The sequence below is a fragment of the Pseudomonas sp. C9D1 genome, assembly GCF_056491235.1.
The window spans coordinates 1,405,352-1,421,340 of sequence record NZ_JBSZIE010000002.1; the positions used below are offsets into that span (position 1 = coordinate 1,405,352).

General features: G+C 65.7%; 14 protein-coding genes, 3 tRNA genes and 1 pseudogene. 3 read left to right on the forward strand and 15 right to left on the reverse strand.

From position 1 onward, the window contains the following. The first annotated feature begins 14 nt into the window (after positions 1 to 14). Positions 15 to 797 carry a MipA/OmpV family protein gene (locus ACXI0U_RS14665; protein ID WP_316926952.1) on the forward strand — a complete coding sequence of 261 codons (783 nt, stop codon included), beginning with the start codon at positions 15 to 17 and terminating at the stop codon, positions 795 to 797. A 248-nt stretch (positions 798 to 1,045) separates the two neighbouring features. Here the strand turns inward: ACXI0U_RS14665 and nadS are convergent, their stop codons facing one another. The 5 genes from nadS to ACXI0U_RS14690 form a co-directional block, all read right to left on the reverse strand. Beyond that, positions 1,046 to 1,333 carry a NadS family protein gene (gene nadS, locus ACXI0U_RS14670; RefSeq protein WP_043243334.1) on the reverse strand — a complete coding sequence of 96 codons (288 nt, stop codon included), beginning with the start codon at positions 1,331 to 1,333 and terminating at the stop codon, positions 1,046 to 1,048. A 2-nt stretch (positions 1,334 to 1,335) separates the two neighbouring features. Then, positions 1,336 to 1,650, reverse strand: a complete 315-nt coding sequence (locus ACXI0U_RS14675) for a type II toxin-antitoxin system RelE/ParE family toxin (protein WP_374981932.1) — start codon at positions 1,648 to 1,650, stop codon at positions 1,336 to 1,338. A 154-nt stretch (positions 1,651 to 1,804) separates the two neighbouring features. Beyond that, a tRNA-Leu gene (locus tag ACXI0U_RS14680) sits at positions 1,805 to 1,889 on the reverse strand. Between the two features lie 54 nt (positions 1,890 to 1,943). Then, positions 1,944 to 2,019: transfer RNA gene (locus ACXI0U_RS14685), tRNA-His, on the reverse strand. Positions 2,020 to 2,054: 35 nt separating this feature from the next. Continuing rightward, positions 2,055 to 2,131, reverse strand: a tRNA-Arg gene (locus ACXI0U_RS14690). A gap of 270 nt (positions 2,132 to 2,401) precedes the next feature. On the opposite strand from ACXI0U_RS14690, the gene folD reads away from it, so the two are divergent. Then, positions 2,402 to 3,256 (forward strand): bifunctional methylenetetrahydrofolate dehydrogenase/methenyltetrahydrofolate cyclohydrolase FolD, encoded by an 855-nt coding sequence (gene folD, locus ACXI0U_RS14695; protein ID WP_021220497.1) that lies wholly within the window; start codon positions 2,402 to 2,404, stop codon positions 3,254 to 3,256. Between the two features lie 90 nt (positions 3,257 to 3,346). Here folD and ACXI0U_RS14700 read toward each other — a convergent pair whose 3' ends face one another. Genes ACXI0U_RS14700 through ACXI0U_RS14725 form a run of 6 tightly spaced genes read right to left on the reverse strand, consistent with a single transcriptional unit; the run spans position 3,347 to position 9,263 of the window. Next, positions 3,347 to 5,083 carry an ABC transporter substrate-binding protein gene (locus ACXI0U_RS14700; protein ID WP_271658462.1) on the reverse strand — a complete coding sequence of 579 codons (1,737 nt, stop codon included), beginning with the start codon at positions 5,081 to 5,083 and terminating at the stop codon, positions 3,347 to 3,349. Between the two features lie 33 nt (positions 5,084 to 5,116). Then, positions 5,117 to 5,389: a DUF2160 domain-containing protein gene (locus tag ACXI0U_RS14705; RefSeq protein WP_021220495.1), complete on the reverse strand. Its 273-nt coding sequence runs from the start codon at positions 5,387 to 5,389 to the stop codon at positions 5,117 to 5,119. 8 nt (positions 5,390 to 5,397) lie between these two features. Continuing rightward, a complete protein-coding gene (locus ACXI0U_RS14710) occupies positions 5,398 to 6,198 on the reverse strand; it encodes a carbohydrate ABC transporter permease (protein WP_043243335.1) in 801 nt (266 codons plus the stop codon). A gap of 8 nt (positions 6,199 to 6,206) precedes the next feature. Beyond that, positions 6,207 to 7,076 (reverse strand): carbohydrate ABC transporter permease, encoded by an 870-nt coding sequence (locus tag ACXI0U_RS14715; RefSeq protein ID WP_021220493.1) that lies wholly within the window; start codon positions 7,074 to 7,076, stop codon positions 6,207 to 6,209. Continuing rightward, complete coding sequence (locus ACXI0U_RS14720) at positions 7,073 to 8,170, reverse strand: ABC transporter ATP-binding protein (protein ID WP_021220492.1); 1,098 nt, start codon at positions 8,168 to 8,170, stop codon at positions 7,073 to 7,075. Before ACXI0U_RS14720 ends, ACXI0U_RS14715 begins: the two co-directional genes overlap by 4 nt. Positions 8,171 to 8,180: 10 nt before the next feature. Continuing rightward, complete coding sequence (locus tag ACXI0U_RS14725) at positions 8,181 to 9,263, reverse strand: ABC transporter ATP-binding protein (protein ID WP_021220491.1); 1,083 nt, start codon at positions 9,261 to 9,263, stop codon at positions 8,181 to 8,183. Between the two features lie 279 nt (positions 9,264 to 9,542). Here ACXI0U_RS14725 and ACXI0U_RS14730 point away from each other — a divergent pair, with 279 nt between their 5' ends. Then, positions 9,543 to 11,411 (forward strand): sigma-54-dependent Fis family transcriptional regulator, encoded by a 1,869-nt coding sequence (locus ACXI0U_RS14730; protein ID WP_350446652.1) that lies wholly within the window; start codon positions 9,543 to 9,545, stop codon positions 11,409 to 11,411. 24 nt (positions 11,412 to 11,435) lie between these two features. Here the strand turns inward: ACXI0U_RS14730 and ACXI0U_RS14735 are convergent, their stop codons facing one another. From ACXI0U_RS14735 to moeB, 4 genes and pseudogenes are all read right to left on the reverse strand, one after another. Beyond that, the gene (locus tag ACXI0U_RS14735) at positions 11,436 to 12,164 is read right to left on the reverse strand and encodes an alanyl-tRNA editing protein (protein WP_021220489.1); all 729 of its coding nucleotides are present in this window, start codon (positions 12,162 to 12,164) and stop codon (positions 11,436 to 11,438) included. Between the two features lies 1 nt (position 12,165). Then, positions 12,166 to 13,152 carry a serine O-acetyltransferase gene (locus tag ACXI0U_RS14740; RefSeq protein WP_184487997.1) on the reverse strand — a complete coding sequence of 329 codons (987 nt, stop codon included), beginning with the start codon at positions 13,150 to 13,152 and terminating at the stop codon, positions 12,166 to 12,168. A gap of 22 nt (positions 13,153 to 13,174) precedes the next feature. Further along, positions 13,175 to 14,089 (reverse strand): PLP-dependent cysteine synthase family protein, encoded by a 915-nt coding sequence (locus ACXI0U_RS14745; RefSeq protein WP_479550459.1) that lies wholly within the window; start codon positions 14,087 to 14,089, stop codon positions 13,175 to 13,177. An 11-nt stretch (positions 14,090 to 14,100) separates the two neighbouring features. Continuing rightward, a pseudogene (moeB, locus tag ACXI0U_RS14750) lies at positions 14,101 to 15,984 on the reverse strand (molybdopterin-synthase adenylyltransferase MoeB). Positions 15,985 to 15,989: the final 5 nt, after the last annotated feature.

Here is a 15,989-nt window from a genome sequence, read left to right on the forward strand (position 1 = left end):
CAAGGACGATTTCCATGCTTCGCTTGCACCCCACCCTGCTCTGCAGCGGCCTGCTGCTGATGTCCGCCCCGCTTCACGCCGAGGACTGGCAGTACCAGCTCAGCGCCGGCCTGGCCAACCTGCCGCGCTACAGCGGCAGCGACGAACGGATCACCACGCCACTGCTCGACGCCCGCCTGGAGATTCCCCAAGGATTCTTCCTCGGTATAAAGGACGGCCTCGGCTGGCAATACGCGCAAGATGGCTTCGGTTTCAGCCTGCACCTCGGCAGCAGTGATCGACGCAAGGACAGCCGCTCCCACTTCCATGGCTCCGACCGACTGGAGGGCATGGGCTCGATCAAGCAGCGCGGCCAGCTCGGCATCGCCGCCAGCTATGACATCGGCCCGGTCACCCTGGGTGCCAGCCTCGAACATGCCCTGAAGAAAGACAGCGACCGCGACACCGGCTCGGCCTACAACCTGCTGGAGCTGAGCCTGGGCGGCACCCTCGCCGAAGGCGTTTACGGACGGCTGGACGCCAGCCTCAGCAGCCGCTTCGGCGACGATGACTACCTGCGCACCTGGTACGGTGTCAGTCGCGCGCAGGCGTCACGCAGCCGCTTCGCTGCCCATGACACCGACGCCGGCCTGGTTTCCAGCGGTGCCGCCCTGAGCTGGACCTACCCCCTCAGAACGAACATGGACCTGGTCACCGCACTGGATGTGCAGCGCCTGATGGGCGACGCCGCCGACAGCCCCCTGACCGAACGCCGCACCCAGGCCGCCCTCGCCACACAGATCGACTACCGGTTCTGAGCCCACGCGCACGCCTCCCGGGCGCCAGCGCCAAGAACAGCCTCTATAGAAAAGAAATCCGAAATGAACAGACCGCCCTACCCGGCCAGCATCCCTGCCCGATGCCTGTGGCCGGGCGGGCGGCGAGATTCGAGTAGAGCACAGCCCTCGGAGAACGACACTGCGGCGGGTTGGCGCACAACAGGCGTCCTGAAACGAAAAAAGGCAGCCCTGAAAGAGCTGCCTTTGAGCCGCGCATCGACCGAGCGCTAACCCCCAAGGGCCTGGATAACGTGCACGGGGTCATTGTGGATGGCGCGCAGCAGCGCCTTGGCGGGGCCGGTGGGCTCACGTCGCCCCTGCTCCCAATTGCGCAGGGTACCCAGCTGAACATCGATCATCGCGGCGAACCTAGCCTGTGTCAGGCCCGTTGCCTTGCGGATCGCCTTCACCTGCAGCGCATCCACGGTGAACTCACGCGAAGGCTTGCGCTCGCCACGGCGTATCTCGTCCATCTGCTGGACGCTTTCCATCAGGTCGTCGAAGAATTGGCTCATGGTCACCTCCAGCGCTCGATGATCTGCCTGAGCGCCTTGCGCTCATCCGTGGTCAGGTCATCCTTCTCGTTCTTGGGGTAGATCAGCAGCAAGGCGATCTGCGAGGCGGACGAGAAATGGTAATAGATGACCCTCGACCCGCCGCGCTTGCCATGACCGCCACTGGCCACCCGCACCTTGCGGATGCCACCCGTGCCCTCGATCACATCCCCCATTTCCGGCCGCTCGGCCAGCAACCGCTGGAAGGCCGCATAACTGTCATCGTCGAGCAACTCGCGAAGACGCCGGGTGAAGAGGGGTGTCTCGATGAAGATCATCACGCAAAGGTACGCCAATGGCGCACATCACACAAACCCGCCCACTTCATGCCCGCAGAAACGAAAAAAGGCAGCCCCGAAGGAGCTGCCTTTTCTTTGTCGCTTCCAGATTCCCGCGAGGCTTGCCCCACGCTACTTGGCTACGCGTATTACATGGTGCGGACGGAGAGACTCGAACTCTCACACCTTGCGGCGCCAGAACCTAAATCTGGTGTGTCTACCAATTCCACCACGTCCGCTTGCAACGCTTGAAACGAAAACGCCAGGCACTAGGCCTGGCGCTTTCTCGAATATGGGGTGGACGATGGGAATCGAACCCACGACACCAGGAGCCACAATCCTGTGCTCTACCAACTGAGCTACGCCCACCATATTACGTTTTGCTTGAGCCAAACTTGCCAAATTGGCACGCCCGGCAGGACTCGAACCTGCGACCATCCGCTTAGAAGGCGGATGCTCTATCCAGCTGAGCTACGGGCGCTTATTCATCTGCTAAACAGATTACTAAAAGCTTCGGCTTCAGCAGAAGCCTGTAGACTTCTACGTTTGCCGTCTTACCCAGCTAGTTGCTGTGCTCGACAAGCGGGGCGCATGTTATAGAGGCACCCCTACCTCGTCAACAGGATTTTTAAAAAAATTTAGAAAGATAAAGGGGTTACGGGAAAATGCTGACCAGCCGCCTTTGCCCAAAAGCCACGCCATGCGAGAATATGCGCCCTTTTTCGCCCCTTCCGATGGTTAATCACGCGACATGACCGCACAACTGATCGACGGCAAAACGATCGCCGCCCGCCTCCGCCAACAGATAGCCAAGCGCGTCGACGAGCGTCGCCAGCAAGGCCTGCGCATTCCCGGCCTGGCCGTCATCCTGGTTGGCAGCGATCCGGCCTCTCAGGTCTATGTCGCGCACAAGCGCAAGGACTGCGAGGAAGTCGGCTTCATCTCCGAGGCCCACGACCTGCCGGCCAACACCCGCCAGGAAGACCTGCTGGCGCTGATCGACCGCCTCAATGTCGACCCGACCATCGACGGCATCCTCGTACAGCTGCCGCTGCCGGCGCACCTGGACGCGTCCCTGCTGCTGGAGCGCATCAGCCCGGACAAGGACGTAGACGGCTTCCACCCCTACAACATCGGCCGCCTGGCCCAGCGCATGCCGCTGCTGCGCCCCTGTACGCCGAAAGGGATCATGACCCTGCTGGAAAGCACCGGGGCCGATCTCTACGGCATGGACGCGGTCGTCGTCGGCGCCTCCAACATCGTCGGCCGCCCCATGGCCCTCGAGCTGCTGCTGGCCGGCTGCACCGTCACCGTCACCCACCGCTTCACCAAGGACCTCGCCGGCCATGTCGGCCGTGCCGACCTGGTGGTCGTGGCCGCCGGCAAGCCGGGCCTGGTCAAGGGTGAGTGGATCAAGGAAGGCGCCATCGTCATCGACGTCGGCATCAACCGCCAGGAAGACGGCAAGCTGGTGGGCGACGTGGAATACGAACCGGCCCTGCAACGCGCCAGCTGGATCACCCCGGTGCCGGGCGGCGTCGGCCCCATGACCCGTGCCTGCCTGCTGGAGAACACCCTCCACGCGGCGGAAACCCTGCACGACTGAGCGGCGGCTCCATGAAAAACGGCACCCTCGGGTGCCGTTTTTCGTTTCAGCGAACAGGCCCCCGAGCATCCGCGGGCCTGTCGTCCAGCGTCATTTCTTCTGCCAGGACTTCACCAGTTCCTCGTAGTTCACGGTCTCGCCCTTCGGCTTTTCGTTGGCCAGCTTCGGCTTCGGCGCGCCCGGCTGGTCGAACCAGTACTGGGCGTCCCGCTCCTCGTTGAGCTTCGGCCCGCACTCACCCTGCACACCGGAGCGCTCGATGCGCGCCATCATGGTGTCCTGCGCTTTGGCCAGGCCATCCAGGGCTTCCTGCGGGGTCTTCTCGCCGCTGGCGGCCTCGGCGATGAACTGCCACCACAGCTGCGCCAGGCGCGGGTAGTCCGGGACGTTGGTGCCGGTGGGCGACCACTGCAGGCGCGCCGGGCTGCGGTAGAACTCAACCAGCCCGCCGAGCTTGGGTGCCGCCTCGGTCATCGCCTGGGAGTTGATGTCCGATTCGCGGATCGGCGTCAGCCCCACCAGGGTCTTCTTCAGCGATACCGTCTTGGCGGTGACGAACTGCGCGTAGAGCCAGGCCGCCAGGCGCTGCTTCTCGGGGGTGGACTTGAGGAAGGTCCAGGAACCGGTGTCCTGGTAGCCCAGCTTCATGCCCTCTTCCCAGTACGGGCCCTTGGGCGACGGCGCCATGCGCCACTTCGGCGTGCCATCGGTATTGACCACCGGCAGGCCGGGCTTGGTCATGTCGGCGGTGAAGGCGGTGTACCAGAAGATCTGCTGGGCGATATTGCCCTGCGCAGGCACCGGGCCGGCCTCGGAGAAGGTCATGCCCTGGGCTTCCGGCGGCGCGTACTGGTGCAGCCAGTCGACGTACTTCTGGGTCGCATAGACCGCTGCCGGGCCGTTGGTGTCGCCACCCCGGGTGACGCTGGAACCCACCGGGCGGCAGCCGTCGACGCGAATGCCCCACTCGTCCACCGGCAGGCCGTTGGGCAGGCCCTTGTCGCCGCCGCCGGCCATGGAGAACCAGGCGTCGGTGAAGCGCCAGCCAAGGGACGGGTCCTTCTTGCCGTAGTCCATGTGGCCATAGACGCGCTTGCCGTCGATTTCCTTCACGTGCTTGCTGAAGAACTCGGCGATGTCCTCGTAGGCGGACCAGTTCACCGGCACGCCCAGCTCATAGCCGTAGATTTCCTTGAACTTGGCCTTCAGCTCGGGCTTCTCGAACCAGTCGGCGCGGAACCAGTACAGGTTGGCAAACTGCTGGTCGGGCAGTTGGTAGATCTTCTTGTCCGGGCCCGTAGTGAAGGAAATGCCGATGAAGTCGTTGAGGTCCAGGGTCGGCGAGGTCACGTCCTTGCCTTCGTTGGCCATCATGTCGGTGATCGACACGGCCTTGCCGTAGCGGAAGTGGGTGCCGATCAGGTCCGAGTCGTTGACCCAGCCGTCATAGATGTTCTTGCCCGACTGCATCTGCGTCTGCAGCTTCTCGACCACGTCGCCTTCCTGCATCAGGTCGTGCTTGAGCTTGATGCCGGTGATCTCGCTGAAGGCCTTGGCCAGCACCTTGGCCTCGTACTCGTGGGTGGCGATGGTTTCCGAAGCGACGTTGATTTCCATGCCACGGAACGGCTCGGCGGCCTTGATGAACCACTTCAGCTCGGCCAGCTGCTGCTCCTTGCTCAGGGTCGAGGGCTGGAACTCCGCGTCGATCCACTTCTTCGCCGCATCCTCGTAGGCATCGGCCCAGGCCGCGCCACTCAATCCGGACAACGCCAGCAGGGCCGCTATCGCCATGCTATGTCGGGTCTTGTAATTGTTTTCGAACATAGACACCTCCTTGGGGATTTTGAACGGTCGCAACTAGCCGAAGCGCATCACGACCAACAACCACACGACGGATAGCGCCGAGGCTACCCACAGGTTCCAACTGGTCGCGCCTATCACCAGCAGGTGCAGGTAGGCGCTCCCGAGAAGCCCGATGAACAACCGGTCGCCACGGGTGGTGACGATCGGCAAGAAGCCCTTGCGCTCGACGCAGGGCGAACGCAGTTCCCAGATGCCCATCAGCAGCAGCACCAGGCCGATGCTGCCGAAGAACACCGCGGTGGGCAGGGTCCAGGCCATCCATTCCATAAGTCACCTCATACCCGGCCAAGGGCAAAGCCCTTGGCCACGTGGTTGCGCACGAACCAGATCACCAGCACGCCCGGCAGGATGGTCAACACCCCCGCCGCCGCCAGCACGCCCCAGTCGATGCCCGAAGCGGACACGGTGCGGGTCATCACCGCCACGATCGGCTTGGCGTCCACCGAGGTCAGGGTGCGCGCCAGCAGCAGCTCGACCCAGGAGAACATGAAGCAGAAGAACGCCGTCACGCCGATGCCCGAGCCGATCAGCGGGATGAAGATCTTGGCGAAGAAGCGCGGGAAGCTGTAACCGTCGATATAGGCCGTCTCGTCGATCTCCTTCGGCACCCCCGACATGAAGCCCTCGAGAATCCACACCGCCAGCGGCACGTTGAACAGGCAATGGGCCAGGGCCACGGCGATATGGGTATCGAACAGGCCGATGGACGAGTACAGCTGGAAGAACGGCAGCAGGAACACCGCCGGCGGCGCCATGCGGTTGGTCAGCAGCCAGAAGAACAGGTGCTTGTCCCCCAGGAAGCGGTAGCGCGAGAAGGCGTAGGCCGCCGGCAGCGCCACCGCGAGGGAGATCACCGTGTTCAGACACACGTAGTAGAGCGAGTTGAGGTAGCCCTCATACCAGCTCGGGTCGGTGAAGATCACCTGGTAGTTGCGCAGGGTGAACTCGTGGGGCCAGAGCGTCAGGCCGCCGAGTATCTCGGTGTTGCTCTTGAACGACATGTTCAGCAGCCAGTAGATGGGCACCAGCAGGAACAGGATGTAGGCGAGCAGCACCAGGGTTTTGCGTGGTGTCATGGGCGGCCTCAGCTCTTCGAGTCGTTATGGGTCATGGCCGTGTAGAACAGCCAGGACACCAGCAGGATGATGAGGAAGTACACCAGCGAGAACGCCGCCGCCGGCCCCAGGTCGAACTGCCCCACCGCCATCTTGGTCAGCGTCTGGCTGAGGAAGGTGGTGGCGTTGCCCGGCCCGCCGCCGGTGAGCACGAAGGGCTCGGTGTAGATCATGAAGCTGTCCATGAAGCGCAGCATCACGGCGATCAGCAGCACACTCTTCATCTTCGGCAACTGGATGTGGCGGAACACCGCCCAGCCCGAGGCGCGGTCGATGCGCGCCGCCTGGTAGTAGGCATTGGGGATGGCGCGCAGGCCCGAGTAGCACAGCAGCGCCACCAGCGAGGTCCAGTGCCACACGTCCATCACCAGCACCGTCACCCAGGCGTCCATGGTGTTGGAGGCGTAGTTGTAACTGATGCCCAGCTTGCTCAGGGTCCAGCCCAGCAAGCCGATATCGGCGCGGCCGAAGATCTGCCAGATGGTGCCGATCACGTTCCACGGGATCAGCAGCGGAATGGCCATGACGATCAGGCTCGCCGAGGCCCAGCGCCCTTTTGTCGGCATGCACAGGGCGATGCCGATGCCCAGCGGGATCTCGATCAGCAGCACGCAGGCGGAGAAGATGAACTGGCGCAGCAGCGAATCGTGCAGGCGCGGGTCCTGCAGCACCTGCTTGTACCAATCGACACCGACGAAGGTGCGGGTGGAGGCATCGAAAATGTCCTGCACCGAATAGTTCACCACCGTCATCATCGGCAGGATGGCGCTGAAGGCCACCAGCAGGAACACCGGCAGCACGAGCCACCAGGCCTTGTTATTGACCACCTTGTCGGTCATGGCGCCACCTCCACCAGCAAGTCATCGGCGTAGAGCATCAACCACTGCGAGGGGAAGCCGATCCACGCCGTGCCCCGAGGCACCGTCTCGTCTTCCTGCAGGCGCGCCTTGAGGCGTTGCCCGTCCAGGTTCAGGGTGAGGATCTTGTAGGTGCCCAAGTCCTCGACGTGAGTCACCTCGCCGGCCAGGGCATCGACGAAGGGCTCGTCGCTGACGTGCACGAACTCCGGGCGGATGCCCAGCTTCAGGCTGCTCCAGCCCCCCTTGGCCAGGTGCGCCGCCATGGCCGGGGCCAGGGGCACGCGGGTGTTGCCGAACACCAGCGCATCCCCCTCCGGGCGCACCTCGATCAGGTTCATCCCCGGGCTGCCGATGAAGAAGCCGACGAAGGTGTGCAGCGGCCGCTCGAACAGCTCGCGCGGGGTGCCGAACTGGACGATGCGGCCTTCGTACATCACCGCGATCTTGTCGGCGAAGGTCGAGGCCTCCAGCTGGTCGTGGGTCACGTAGATCATGGTGATGTTGAACTGCTCATGGATCTGCTTGAGCTTGCGCCGCAGCTTCCACTTCAGGTGCGGGTCGATCACCGTCAGCGGCTCGTCGAAGAGGATCGCCGACACGTCGTCGCGCACCAGCCCGCGGCCCATGGAGACCTTCTGCTTCTCGTCCGCCGTCAGGTTGCGCGCCTTGCGCTTGAGCAGGTGATGCAGGTCGAGCACCTCGGCGATCTCGCTGACCTTGCTCAACACCCGCGACTCCGGCAGGCCCTGGTTGCGCAGGGGGAAGGCCAGGTTGTCGAACACCGTCATGGTGTCGTAGACCACCGGGAACTGGAAAACCTGGGCGATGTTGCGCTCCTCCGGCGGCAGCAGGTTGACCTCGCGGGTGTCGAACAGCACCTGCCCTTCGGAGGGGCTGAGCAGCCCGGAAATGATGTTCAGCAAGGTCGACTTGCCGCAGCCCGAAGGCCCCAGCAGCGCATAGGCGCCGCCTTGCTCCCAGACGTGGTCCATCGCCAGGATGGCGTAGTCTTCCGGGCCCTTCGGCTGGCTGGCGTAGCTGTGGGCCAGGCTCTGCAGGCGTATCTCGGCCATGGGCGGCTCCTCAGGTACGACGGCTCGGCGCCAGGACCAGGCGGTCCTGGGCGTCGAAGACGAAGAGTTTGTGGGTGGGGATGTAGATGCGGATCGGCGCATCCACGTCGTACTCGTGCACACCCTGCAGGTGCAGCACCAGGGCGAAATGCTCGCTGCGCACATGGAGGAAGGTCTCGGAGCCGCTGATCTCGGCCAGCTCCACCTTCACCGCCAGCTCCAGGTCGTCGTCGTTGGAGGGCACCAGGCCGATGTGGCCGGGGCGCACGCCGAAGCGGTAGGCGCCCTCGCCCAGTTCGCGCAGCTCGGTGGTCAGCGGAAAGTGGACGAAATCGCGGAAGCTCACCTCGCCTTCGCTGATGCGCCCGTCCACCAGGTTGATCGGCGGCTCGGAGAACAGCTCGGCGGCCAGCACCTGCTGCGGCCGCTGGTACACCTCGGTGGTCGGCCCGCTCTGGATCACCCGGCCCTCGTGGAGGATGGTCACCGTGCCGCCCAGGGCCAGCGCCTCGTTGGGCTCGGTGGTGGCGTACACGGCGATGCTGCGGCGGGTGCGGAACAGCTCGCGCATCTCCTGGCGCAGCTCCTCGCGCAGCTTGTAGTCGAGGTTCACCAGGGGCTCGTCGAACAGCACCAGGTCGGCGTCCTTGACCATCGCCCGGGCCATGGCCGTGCGCTGCTGCTGGCCGCCGGAAAGCTCCAGCGGGTGGCGCTGCAGGAACTTCTCGATGCGCAGCATCTGCGCCGTCTCGCGCACCTTGCGCTCGATCTCCTCACGGCCGACGCCGTTCTGCCGCAGCGGCGAAGCGATGTTCTCGAACACCGTGAGGTTGGGGTAGTTGATGAACTGCTGGTAGACCATCGACACGTTGCGGCGGCGCACCGGCACCCCGGTCACGTCGACGCCGTTAAGCAGGATGCGCCCGCTGCTGGGCTTGTCCAGCCCGGCCATCAGGCGCATCAGTGAGGTCTTGCCGGCCAGGGTCCGGCCGACCAGCACGTTGAAGGAACCCGGCTCGAAGCTCAGGCAGGCGTCGTCTATGTAGACCTGATGGTCGACGACGCGGCAGACATGCTCCAGCGTTAACGACATGGCGTGTCCTTGTGGTTGTTCTCAGCCATTCGCGGCTCTGGGCCGCGCTACCACAAGGCGACTTCCGTGCCAGGAACGCCAAAAACCCTCTATCCCATTGATTAAGCTGGTTTTTAGTGAAATTCGGCTCCGTGCACGAATGTTCACTTGAACAGTATTGAACATTCGAATGTGAACAACTGAACACTTCGAACGTTGACTTTGAACAGCCATGAACAACACTGCTCGGATCGCCGCAGAGCGAATGCCCCATAACAACAAGAACGCTGCGAGGCTCACATGGCCACCCCTGCCCAGGCGCCCGTACCGGCGCCGAACCACGATGCGATCGTCCGCGACTCGTGGAACCGCTGCCGCGACTTCGGCCTCACCCACCAGAGCCGACCGAGCTTCGGCGACGCCGCCGCGGGCGACGTCTCGGCGCTGCTGGAGAGCCGGCACTTCCTGGTGCAGACCACCCACCAGGAAGTCCTGCCCTACTACGAGAACATCCTCGCCAACTCCAACTGCCTGATCATGCTCGCCGACAACCAGGGCCAGTTGCTGCAGTCCTGGGGCGACCGCCGCTTCGTCGAGCCTTCCCAGGCCGCCGGCTTCGTCGCCGGCGCCCTGTGGCAGGAGCGCACCACCGGCACCAACGCCATCGGCACCGCGCTGGCCTGCGGCCAGGCCGTGCACATCCAGCGCGACGAGCATTTCCTCAAGGCCAACCGTTTCATGACCGGCTCCGCCTCGCCGATCTTCGACGCCACCCGGCAGATGATCGGCGTGCTCGACGTCTCCAGCGACAGCTACCTGCCGCCCTCGCACACCCTGGGCATGGTCAAAATGATGAGCCAGTCGGTGGAGAACCGGCTGATCCTCGGGCGCTTCAAGGACGACTACTTCCAGCTCAGCTTCAACACCAGCCTGGACAACCTCGACAGCCAATGGGCCGGGCTGCTGGTGTTCGACGAGGCCGGCCAGGTGGTTTCGGCCAACCGCCGCGCCGACTCGCTGCTGGGCATCGGCCTGTCGTGGATGAACATCGAAAGCCTGTTCGACCTGAGCCTGCCGCAGCTGCTGGCGCAGCCCGACAACCTGCCCTTCCCGCTGCGGGCCGCCGGCCGCTACCGCTTCCATGGCCGCCTGCTGCGCCCGCGCAAGCCTCGCATCGAGGCCCGTGATTTCCGCCCCGCCCCCGCGACCCCGAGCGAAGCGCCGGCCGGCGAGCTGACCCTCGGCACCATCAGCCTAGGCGATGCCCGTGTCGACCGCGTGGTGCAGCAGGCGCAACGGCTGCTGGAAAAGGACATCCCCATCCTCATCCAGGGCGAAACCGGCGTCGGCAAGGAGGTGTTCGTCAAGGCCCTGCACCAGGCCAGCTCCCGCGCCGGCAAGGCACTGGTGGCGGTGAACTGCGCGGCCATTCCCGCCGAGCTGGTGGAGTCGGAACTGTTCGGTTACGAAAAAGGCGCCTTCACCGGCGCCAACCAGAAGGGCAGCGTCGGCCTGATCCGCAAGGCCGACAAGGGCACCCTGTTCCTCGACGAGATCGGCGACATGCCCCTCAACGTCCAGGCCCGGCTGCTGCGGGTGCTGCAGGAGCGCAGCGTGCAGCCCCTCGGCGGCGGCGAACCCTACCCGGTGGATATCCGCCTGGTCTCGGCCACCAACCGCCCGCTGCGCCAGGATGTGGACGCCGGGCTGTTCCGCCAGGACCTCTACTACCGCGTCAGCGGCCTCAACCTCGAACTGCCACCCCTGCGCGAACGCAGCGACCGTGGCGAGCTGTTCCGCCGCCTCTGGGAGCAACACCGCGAGCCGCGCCAGTGGGCCGGCTTCAGCAACGATGTGCACGAGCTCTTCATGGCCCACCCCTGGCCCGGCAACCTGCGCCAGGCCGGCAGCGTGATCCAGATCGCCCTGGCCATGGCCGAGGAGCAGCCGATCCGCCGCGAACACCTGCCGGACGACTTCTTCGCCGACCTGGAAGAAGCCCCGCCGCCCAGCCACAGCAACGCGCCAACCCAGCCGACGGACGCCAGCCTCGCCGCCCAGCTGCAGGCCTGCGGCGGCAATATCTCCGACCTCGCCCGCCGCCTCAACCTCAGCCGCAACACGCTGTACAAGCGCCTGCGCGAGCAGGGCCTGTACCCCGGCGGCTAACGCAAGCCGCCCAGCCCTGCTGCCTCAGGCGAAGCGCAGGGTCACGCGGCGGTTGTGGCGGCTCTTCTTCTCGATCTTGTCGCATACCACCCGGCCGATCTCGCGAGTGTTGCGCACATGGGTGCCGCCACAGGGCTGGATGTCCACCCCGGGGATGTCCACCACCCGCACCAGGCCCTGCAACACCGGCGGCGCCACCGCCTGGGTGCGGGTCATCTCCAGCACCGTGTTGTATTCGCTGGCCGGCAGCATGTGGGTGCGCACATCCAGCGCGCCCTCGATCAGCTCGTTCAGCGCGTGGGTCAGGTGCTCCTTGTCCAGGGTCGATTCCGGCAGATCGAAGTCCAGGCGGCCCTTGTCGGCGGCGATGCTGCAACCGGTGACGGGGGCATCGATGATCGAGCACAGCAGGTGCAGGCAGGTGTGCATCTTCATGTGCTGGAAGCGCCGCTCCCAATCCAGGCAGCCCTGCAGTTCGAGGCCGGCGGTGACAGGCACGGCGCCCTCCTCCAACTGGTGCCAGATCATCGAGCGCAGCAGCGGGTCGCGCTGGGTGCCGACCACCGCCACCACCGAACCGTCCGGCAACAGCAGGTGGCCCTGGTCCCCCGGCTGGCCGCCGCCGGTGGGGTAGAACAGCGTCTGGTCCAGCGCCACGCCCTGGTCACTCACCGCGAGCACGCGGGCCGTGAAGGTGCGCTGGTAGGGGGCTTCGTCGAACAGGGCGCGGGTGTGCATGGCGAATACGGACATTTCAGCCTCCGATGCTCAGGAAATAGGGTTGCAGCTGCGAGCGCACGAGTGCGCTGAGGCCAGGCGGGTCGAGCAGGGTGATGTCGTGGTCGGGGCCGATGATCCGCAGGTGCAGCGGGTAACGGGGCGCCGGCAGGGCCAGGCCGATGCTGCGCAGCCGGTACTGGCGGTGGTTGCGCTCGTGCACCGTGCATTCCAGGGCCATGCAGCCGAAGCGCCGGTGCTCGGCGTCCAGCACCAGCACCTCGCCGCTTTCCGGCAGCTCGCCCACCAGGTGCACCCGCTCGTTGAGGGCAAAGGCCCCCAGGTAGCCGCAGTTGGACGACATCGACGCGCGCTGCATCTGCAGCTGGTTGACGATGCTGACCTTGGTGTTGGCCGGCACGTCGCGGGTGATCACGCAGGCCGGGCTGATGAATACGTTGTCGCCGATGCTGATGGGCCCGAGGATGCGCGCCCCCGCGCCTACCTCCACATGATTGCCCAGGCGCGGGTGGCGCTTGCCGCCCGGGTTGTCGGCGATGCCCGAGGCGCCGAGGGTGACGCCACTGAGCAGGTAGCAGTCGTCGCCGATCTCGCAGGTCTGGCCGATCACGGTGCCGAAGCCATGGTCGAGCACGAAACGCTTGCCGATGCGCGCCGCCGGGTGGATCTCGGCGCCGGACAGCAACTTGCCGGTGCTGGCCAGCTTGTGCGCCATGGCCTCGCGCCCGTCCACCACACCGTGGGTCCAGACCTGGTGCGCCAGGCGATGGAACAGCACCGCCTTGAAGGAGGCATAGGAGCCGAGCACCAGGTCGATGCGCCCGGCCGTGGCGGGGTCGCGCTGGGCATAGGCCTGAAGGTCGTCTGCCACCTGCTGCACGGCCACGTCCATGATGCCGTCCAGGTGGGGCATGAGCTGGTCCAGCTCGTTCGGCTTGAGTGCATGCACCAGTTGATCGAGCAGCTCGTCATAGAGCCGCAACCTGTCGAGATATCCCCACATCCTGTCGCCCTCCCCAGGCTCGTTATTCGAAATGCGGCAGGTAGCCGTCCACACCGTCGTAGATCAGGGTCAGTACCCGGCTGCCGCGCGGCAGCTCGCCGGCCAGGCTGGCGATGGCCACCAGATTGGCGGCCGAGGACAGCCCCAGGCTCACCGCGTCGCTACGCATGGTGCGGCGCACACGCTCCAGGCAATCCGCCTTGGCTACCTTGAGCATGCCGTCGAGTACCCCGAGGTTGAGGATGCTCGGCACCAGGCCGATGGACAGGCCCTGGATCTCGTGCGGCGCATGGCGATCGGCGAGCAGGTCGCACTGCTCCGGCTCGACGCCGAACACCCGCAGCGAGGGCCAGCGGGCCTTGAGCATCTCGCCCAGGCCGGTGATGTGGCCGCCGGTGCCGATGCCCGCCACCAGGCAATCGAGGGGGCGATCGGCGAAGTCGCGGAGGATCTCCAGCGCAGTAGTGCGCCGGTGGGTCTCGGGGTTGGCCGCGTTGCGCTGCTGGTTGAGCATCACGTAGCCGGGGTTTTCCAGTTGCAGCTCCATGGCTTTCTCGCCATGGGAGTTGTTGCCGAGGCGGCTGTCGGAGAGCACCACCTCGGCGCCGTAGAGGCGCAGCACCTTCTGTTTCTCGGGGCTGTAGTTGTCGGGGATCACCAGGACCACGCGGTAGCCGAGGATGTTGCCGGCGATGGCCAGGCCGATGCCGGTGTTGCCACCGCTGGGCTCGATGATGGTCTGGCCGCTGCCGGGCACGAGGATGCCCCGGGCCTCGGCGTCGCGGACCATGCCCAGGGCGATGCGCGCCTTGGGGCTGCCGCCGGGGTTGAGCGACTCCAGCTTGGCGTACACCTCCAGCCCGGTCTCGGCACTGAAGGCGGCCAGGCGCACCACGGGGGTCTCGCCGATGGCCTGGAGCAGGGATTCGTGGATCATCGCGCGCCTCCTCAGTACAGCGGCATGTCGGTGTCGACATCCCGCGCCCAGGCCTTGATGCCGCCCTGCAGCACCTGGAGCTCGTTGAAGCCGGCGCCGAGCAGCAGCTGGGCCGCGCGCTCGGCGCGGGTGCCGCCGTAGCAGACGATGCACAGGGGGCGCTGGCGATCCAGCTCGTCGAGCCGGGCGTCCAGCTCACCCAACGGCAGGTTCAGGCTGCCCGGCAGGCGGCACACTTCCAGCTCGTTGGCTTCACGCACGTCCAGCAGTTGCAGGTCGGCACCACGGGCGAGCAGTTGCTGCAGCTCCAGCGCGGTGATGCGGAAATCGGCCGGCAGCGAACTGGATGCGGGGATGCTGGATGTGCATGCCGAAACCTCCTCCTGCAGCGGCTGCATGCAGGTGCGGCCGGGCGAGCAGGAGGGGCAGTCGGCACGGCGCTTGAAGCGCACCTCGTTGAACTTCATCGCCAGGGCGTCGAAACGCATCAGCCGGCCCACCAGGGGCTCGCCGATGCCGAGGATCAGCTTCACCGCCTCGGTGGCCTGGAGCAGCCCGACCACACCGGGCAGCACGCCGATCACGCCGCCCGCGCTGCAGTTGGGCGCGAGTTCGGCCGGCGGGCTCTTGGGAAACAGGCAGCGGTAGCACGGGCCTTCCTTGTGGTTGAACACGCTGATCTGCCCGTCGAAGCGGTGCAGCGCGCCGTACACCAGCGGCCGGCCCAGCAGCACGCAGGCATCGTTGACCAGGTAGCGGGTGGCGAAGTTGTCGGTGCCGTCCACCACCAGGTCGTAGTCGCCCACCAACTTGAGGGCGTTGTCGGGGGTCAGGGCGCAGTCATGGGCGTCGATGCGGATGTCGGGGTTGAGGTCCAGCAGGCGGCGGCGCGCCGACTCGACCTTGGGCAGGCCCAGGGTGCTGGTGCCGTGCACCACCTGGCGCTGCAGGTTGCTGGCCTCGACACGGTCGAAGTCCACCAGCCCGAGGGTGCCGATACCGGCAGCGGCGAGGTACAGGCTCACCGGGGAGCCCAGGCCGCCGGTGCCGATGATCAGCACCCGTGATTTCTTCAGGCGCAACTGCCCCTGGCGACCGACATCGGGCAGGGTGATGTGGCGCACGTAGCGACGCACCTCGTCGTTGCTCAGCTCATCGCTGTCCAGGCCGCCGGATGTGGCCAGCATGATGTCCAGCTCGACGCCCGCCTCCAGCGGGCTGTCGCCATCCACCAGCTCGCCGTTGGCGCTGAGCAGGAAGTGCTCCTTGAACTGGTCGTTTCCATAGAACAGGTGGTCACGCAGCCCCGCGTGGCGGCTGCAGATATCCTCGACCAGCTCGCGCACCGTGGTGCCCTGCCCTTGCAGGCGGGCCTCCGGCAATTTGGCGACACGTGCCAGTACATCCGGGAAGATCACCGTATTCATAGCCAACTCCTTTTATGCAGGTCGTTATGGGGTGCCGGGGTATTCCCGGCTGCAGACAAAGGATTCCCCGCTCCACTCGAACAGCTTCGCGCCGTGGGCCCGGCCGGCCCGCACATCCACCACCAGGTGGGCGACGGGGTGGATCGGCTCGCCCATGAACAGCGCCTTGTCCTCGTCTTCGCGGCTGAAGTAGGCGCCGACGTCGGGGTGCGAGTGGTAGATGACCCGCACCGGGTTGTCGCCGCGCAGGCTGCGGTTGAGCAGCAGGGTGTCGGCCACCGCGAAGGTGAAGCCGGTGCTGGCGTCACGCCGGAACACCTCGGGGCTGCGCTGGTTGAGCAGGTTCTGGATGTTGCTGCCCAGGTGCACCTCGCCATCGGCGAAGACGAAGCCGCAGCATTCCTCGGGGTAGGTCTCGCAGGCGTGGCGGTAGATCGGCTGCAGGGTGTCGCGATCGATCACGTCCATGTGGT

What these genes read in the sequence shown, in the direction of transcription:
- ACXI0U_RS14720 (WP_021220492.1), bottom strand. Translation starts at nt 8,170, where the DNA reads ATGGCCGAGATACGCCTGCAGAGCCTGGCCCACAGCTACGCCAGCCAG.
- nadS (WP_043243334.1), bottom strand. Translation starts at nt 1,333, where the DNA reads ATGAGCCAATTCTTCGACGACCTGATGGAAAGCGTCCAGCAGATGGAC.
- ACXI0U_RS14715 (WP_021220493.1), bottom strand. Translation starts at nt 7,076, where the DNA reads ATGACCGACAAGGTGGTCAATAACAAGGCCTGGTGGCTCGTGCTGCCG.
- ACXI0U_RS14735 (WP_021220489.1), bottom strand. Translation starts at nt 12,164, where the DNA reads ATGTCCGTATTCGCCATGCACACCCGCGCCCTGTTCGACGAAGCCCCC.
- ACXI0U_RS14705 (WP_021220495.1), bottom strand. Translation starts at nt 5,389, where the DNA reads ATGGAATGGATGGCCTGGACCCTGCCCACCGCGGTGTTCTTCGGCAGC.
- ACXI0U_RS14710 (WP_043243335.1), bottom strand. Translation starts at nt 6,198, where the DNA reads ATGACACCACGCAAAACCCTGGTGCTGCTCGCCTACATCCTGTTCCTG.
- ACXI0U_RS14700 (WP_271658462.1), bottom strand. Translation starts at nt 5,083, where the DNA reads ATGTTCGAAAACAATTACAAGACCCGACATAGCATGGCGATAGCGGCC.
- ACXI0U_RS14675 (WP_374981932.1), bottom strand. Translation starts at nt 1,650, where the DNA reads ATGATCTTCATCGAGACACCCCTCTTCACCCGGCGTCTTCGCGAGTTG.
- ACXI0U_RS14745 (WP_479550459.1), bottom strand. Translation starts at nt 14,089, where the DNA reads ATGATCCACGAATCCCTGCTCCAGGCCATCGGCGAGACCCCCGTGGTG.
- ACXI0U_RS14725 (WP_021220491.1), bottom strand. Translation starts at nt 9,263, where the DNA reads ATGTCGTTAACGCTGGAGCATGTCTGCCGCGTCGTCGACCATCAGGTC.
- ACXI0U_RS14665 (WP_316926952.1), top strand. Translation starts at nt 15, where the DNA reads ATGCTTCGCTTGCACCCCACCCTGCTCTGCAGCGGCCTGCTGCTGATG.
- ACXI0U_RS14740 (WP_184487997.1), bottom strand. Translation starts at nt 13,152, where the DNA reads ATGTGGGGATATCTCGACAGGTTGCGGCTCTATGACGAGCTGCTCGAT.
- ACXI0U_RS14730 (WP_350446652.1), top strand. Translation starts at nt 9,543, where the DNA reads ATGGCCACCCCTGCCCAGGCGCCCGTACCGGCGCCGAACCACGATGCG.
- folD (WP_021220497.1), top strand. Translation starts at nt 2,402, where the DNA reads ATGACCGCACAACTGATCGACGGCAAAACGATCGCCGCCCGCCTCCGC.